Origin of the sequence: Marivivens donghaensis, from assembly GCF_030410045.1 — a bacterium.
Taxonomy (GTDB): Bacteria; Pseudomonadota; Alphaproteobacteria; order Rhodobacterales; family Rhodobacteraceae; genus Marivivens; species Marivivens donghaensis.
The window spans coordinates 1-4,947 of record NZ_JAUFRA010000014.1 but is presented as its reverse complement, the minus strand read 5'-3'; the positions used below and the strand labels follow the sequence as shown (position 1 = coordinate 4,947).

At 44.9% G+C, this 4,947-nt stretch carries 2 protein-coding genes; one reads left to right on the top strand and one right to left on the bottom strand.

Annotation, left to right across the window (positions count from 1 at the left end):
• Positions 1–339 precede the first annotated feature (339 nt).
• Positions 340–1,488 (bottom strand): hypothetical protein, encoded by a 1,149-nt coding sequence (locus QWY83_RS14205; RefSeq protein WP_249947327.1) that lies wholly within the window; start codon positions 1,486–1,488, stop codon positions 340–342.
• A 422-nt stretch (positions 1,489–1,910) separates the two neighbouring features.
• On the opposite strand from QWY83_RS14205, the gene QWY83_RS14200 reads away from it, so the two are divergent.
• A partial coding sequence (locus QWY83_RS14200) for a hypothetical protein (RefSeq protein WP_290246024.1) occupies positions 1,911–4,947 on the top strand: 3,037 nt, incomplete at its 3' end.

Sequence of the window (4,947 nt, the reverse complement as noted above, 5' to 3'; positions counted from 1 at the left end):
AGAACAGATGTTCATGCGTGTTCCATCTGCCAGCATTAAAACCCTCAAACTTTATGATGAACAGTCCGTAACGAACAAAGTCAGGTAGAGATGCTAATCGGCTGCTATCTCGTACTTTGCTACGCTTTCATTGAGCTTTGGTTGATCATATAGCGTTCTTCGTAAGCCAACTCATGGCACAGTGTCCGTCAGCTTTAGGTAAATGAATTCTATATCTCCGCCGACAAAATCCCATTTAAATAAAAAAGGGTGACTACCTTTACGCCAGTCACCCTTACTAATACTTAGTGATTTCGAGTCTGCTTCCAAAGCTGGTTAGAGCTTAGGTGCAAGTACAATTTAGAAATGATACCCAATCCTTAGGCCAACCGAGGTTACTGTGTTATCATTGAATGGAGCATTAGTTAAAACAGGGCCCGCCAAAGAATTTTGGTTGACAATCGTATCGCCTAACTGAGTGTAGTTCACACCACCACTAATCGTAATGTTATCATACGTATATTTGATACCAGCAGAGATACCACGGTAACCATCGGTAATTGAAAGTGAACTTGTCGAGTTGGGGCCCGAATTGGGGCCCGAACCTTCTTCCCAATTATATGCTAATGAAGCAGACAAAGTGTCCGAAAGTTTTCTTCCAATGCCCACGCTATAGGTAGTGGTATCTGAAAAACTGGAGATAGCTGCCGTTAAAGGTGTGGTTGCGTCGTGACTGAGAATAACCTGGTGCGATGCCCAATCAGCTCTCCGAGCAGAAAAGAATGCTAATGTGTCAGGAGCAATACCAGATTGGACATTAAGTGAGGTATATGTTGGTAACGATGCTTCTGTGCCTGTTGCTGTCTCGTTAGCAAAAGTTCCAGTTGGCGTGAGCGAAAAACCAACCTCTTCTTCTCTAATCAATTCGACCCTTAAAGCAATTTCAGGACGCTCATATGCCAGACCATAAATGTAGCTAGTTTCACTGTCTCCAGCCACAGAAACATTGGTACCCGTGAAAGGTATGCTCAGCGAGGCGTCTCGAACAGTCGATAGCTTAACGCCACCTGTTAGGCTGAAGTTTTCATTGAAGCGATATTTTATTAACGCTGCAGTTGCATCAATTTTTAGATCAGCAGAAGGTAGGAATTGCGCCTGAGGGATACTGACTCCCGGAGCAACTGTAATCTGTGTGCCGCTTACCCAGTTACTAGGGTAATTCACATCAATTGAAGATTGAAGATATCGTGAAATCCCGAAGCTAATTTTATCATCTATATCAAATTTCAGCGCAAAGTTAGTCGTTTGCAGGTCGCCTATGACAGATACGTCACCACCTGAAGACGAGCTGACATCATAGTCACTGCTTTGAAAACTTAGCTCAGCATAGTTTCCGCTTTCAAACAAAAAAGCAGTTGAAAGAGCCGTCTTTTCCATACCACCAGCGAACGCCGTAGTCGAGCCCAACGCAAGTGGTATAACACACATCAAAGTTTTAGTGTTCAGCATTATTTCCTCCCTAAGGCCAATACCCTTGAGCACTATCTTCCTGCAGCTTTTCATTTTGTGAATATAAACGTTACGTCAATGTGTCATGTGTACTCCTGTAGTGGCCAATATAGCTCACCGATCATTCAGGGCTCCTGCAGCTTGGATGAAATTTTTTTCGAAACATTAGTGTTTTTCTATTTGTAACAAGCTTAAGCGTTTTTTTGAGAATCTTGGCGGCGTAGATCGCCAAGGTCTGAACCTACAGGCTGAGTTCCGCTTTTAAGGAATAGTACAGGTTAACGAGCACATGGGCGGCCTTCGGGTCGCCTCTTTTTGTTTCTGTTGTCTGTCAAATATTCGCTGTGAATACTGAAGCAGGTCTTGTTTTGAGATTCTGTAATACCCAAGTCCATCATCTCCTCATTAAACGAGCCTTAGCCATGACCCTAGATTTTCTGACAATCCTTCATGGCGACCAGCCATCAGCGAAACAAGTCAATCGCAGCTTAAATGATGAATATGAAATACTTGCAGCGGGTACCTCGTTTAGGCATTCATTATCGTCGATTCCTGTGACTTCGCTTAGCGATCTATACCAAGCGTTGTCCGAACTTCAGTCATACTCTGAACGTTTTGTAATTCGTGGAAGTCTCATTAAGGGCCGTCCAACGGAAGGCATCAGAAGGACGCTCCGCCCTAAAGTGGACGAGCCAGCTAACTTTCAGCCTGCATCCCGTCGTTGGGTCATGTTGGATGTTGATGATGTACCCATGCCCGAGGGCTTGGTTGATCCGAATATGCAAGCTGATGATATTATTCAGCACGTCATCTCATTGTTGCCTGTTGAGTTCCAACACACGTCCTGCATCTACCAATGGTCAGGTAGTATGGGCTTCAAGCTTGACCTGATTAGAGTTCACTTGTGGTTCTGGTTGGATAGGGCGGTAACAGATGTGGAACTTAAAGATTGGCTGCATGATGCTCCCGTAGACCATGCGTTGTTTAATCCTGTGCAGGTCCACTACACAGCCAACCCAATCCTGGAAGAAGGTATCTCGGACCCGATTAAGAACCGTCTAGGTTCCTACATGCCAAAAGATGGCAAAGCCACAGTCTTAGTCCCCGAAGTCATCACACCTCGAAGCTATCACCATACCGTAAAACCTACACAATTTATTTCGTCCAACGGCATCGTAGACCCTCAAGGTATTATTAGGGATGCCAAATCAGGCTTGGTGATTGACGGAAGAGAGCGCTTTTTGTTGCTCAAAAGTAATGATGCCGTGAAGGAATTAATGCGAGGCAACTCCGATAGGCGAAATGATCCTGACTTGGAAACGATTGCCAAGAAAACGTGGGCGTTGTTCTCTGCCGAAGCTGACTTGAGTGATGGAGAATGGAGCTATGATGATGCTCTATGGGAAGCCCAACGCAGGCATTTTGAACTGGCGAATAACACTTATGATTTCCTCAGTCGTAACGATGCCACATTATTAGAGCCTTGCTCTAGTCCTTATGTCGAACTTAATTTGGTATCGAAGGAAGAAGGACAAGCTCAGCTCGAAGCAGCTCTTTCAGCGTTTTTCCAGAACATCGATAAAGGTCCGAGACTTGCTCTGCGGATAACTATGGGTGCAGGCAAGACACGTGCAACTATTCATAAGCTACAATCTTACCTCCAAAAAAATATGGGGAAGATTGTTGAGGTGTATGTGCCAAGGCATGACCTAGCCGAGCAATATGTCAAAGATATCCACGATCTGGAAGGTAAGTTTTGCGCCAAGGTCATTCATATTTTGGGGCGATATAATCCACATGAGAACTCAGCAGAAAGGCCCGACCTTTGTGTTAGGCGTGACTACGTTGAGAGTTTAACTAAAGTAGGTGTTGGTGTTTATAATCACGCCTGTTTTTCGAACAATGGAGAGGTATGCTCTCATTACGACACCTGCCCCTACATACAACAGTTCAAGGACGTTGACTTAGACGTTGAAACTCGTGGGAATGTAGTCCGCATCTTACCGCACAGTTACCTCGGGCTAGCTCGTAACCCAATTCAAAAACGTAACATGCCCGACCTCGTCATTATTGATGAGGCATTTGTTGATGAGCTCATTGATACGAAAACAGAGTTGTCGCCATCTGACATCAAGAAGCACATTAAGACGAAACAGCACCCCAAGTTGGGGCGCTTAATCGTAGATGCGTTAGAATACAAAGAGCCTCTTTTAAAACAGCTAAGGGAGCAGGGTGTAACTAAGGCTGACCTTCAAGCCGTCAATCTAGACCTTCTTAAGCCATCGTGTGCTTTCTCATCGGATCAAACAAAAGCGATAAAAATGAAAGGGGATAACAAACTCCATCGTTCGCTGTCTCTTCTTCTCAAAGTACTGCAAGACGAGCTATCCTTGGAACCGTTGAGAGGAGATGTAGAGCGGGTAGTCTACAATCCACATTCTGAAACCATACGCCTATCCTGCCTTAAGGAGATAGAGTTTCCATCAACCACACCAATACTGTGTTTGGATGCGACGGCAGATGAGATGCTACTCAAAGAAATTTTGGGCGAGGTTAAAGTACACCGTATTGATGTTCATCAAAAGGCAGTCGTCACTCAAGTCTATAATAGCACTGGAAGCAAAAAGTTTTGGAGTGGAACTACAGCTCCAGTACAGCGTCTGGTGGATATAGCAAATGTGTGGGCAGACTTTGGCGAAACTCCTTTGATCGTTTGTCATAAGGAGTTGGCTGACGATCTCGGACGCCGCAAAGAACTAAACGATGCTGTCAAAGTCATGCACTTTGGAGGTTTGCGTGGAAGCAATGATGCCGAGACATGTTCAGTGATATTTATTACAGGTCGAAACCTACCTCAGATGGCAGAGATTGATCTGAAAGCACGGGCTCTATTCTGGTCGTCGAACGTCCCTCTACAGCATGATAAGGGTGCACAGTTCAATGAAGCAGATGTTATGCCAACGAGACCCGTAGAACAGGTGCGTGGGTTTGTTCAGTCAAATCGTAATAGCCACCCTCAGTCTGGTGTAAGGGTAATGTCTTTCTCCGATGAAAGAATAGACCGGCTATTGGCCCAAACACGTGATGCGGAGACCTTGCAAGCTCTTGGTCGTCTAAGATTGGTACATTCACCGTATCAAAAGAAGGTCTTCCTTTTGAGCAATCTACCTGTGGAAATACCAGTAGATCACTTCGCTAAGTTAAATCAGCTGATACCTGATCAGTTGGAGCAACAGCTTCTTGCATTCGGCAACTTACCTTTATCACCGCTTGGGATGCAGAAGATGAGACCTGATATTGGTCAAAGCGAAAATCAATCGGCTAAACTACTGCAGCGTAGCAAAGTACGAGATAGCAGCCGATTAGCATCTCTACCTGACTTTGTTCGTTACGGACTGTTCATCATAAAGTTTGAGGGTTTTAATGCTGGCAGATGGAACACGCATGAACATCTGTTCT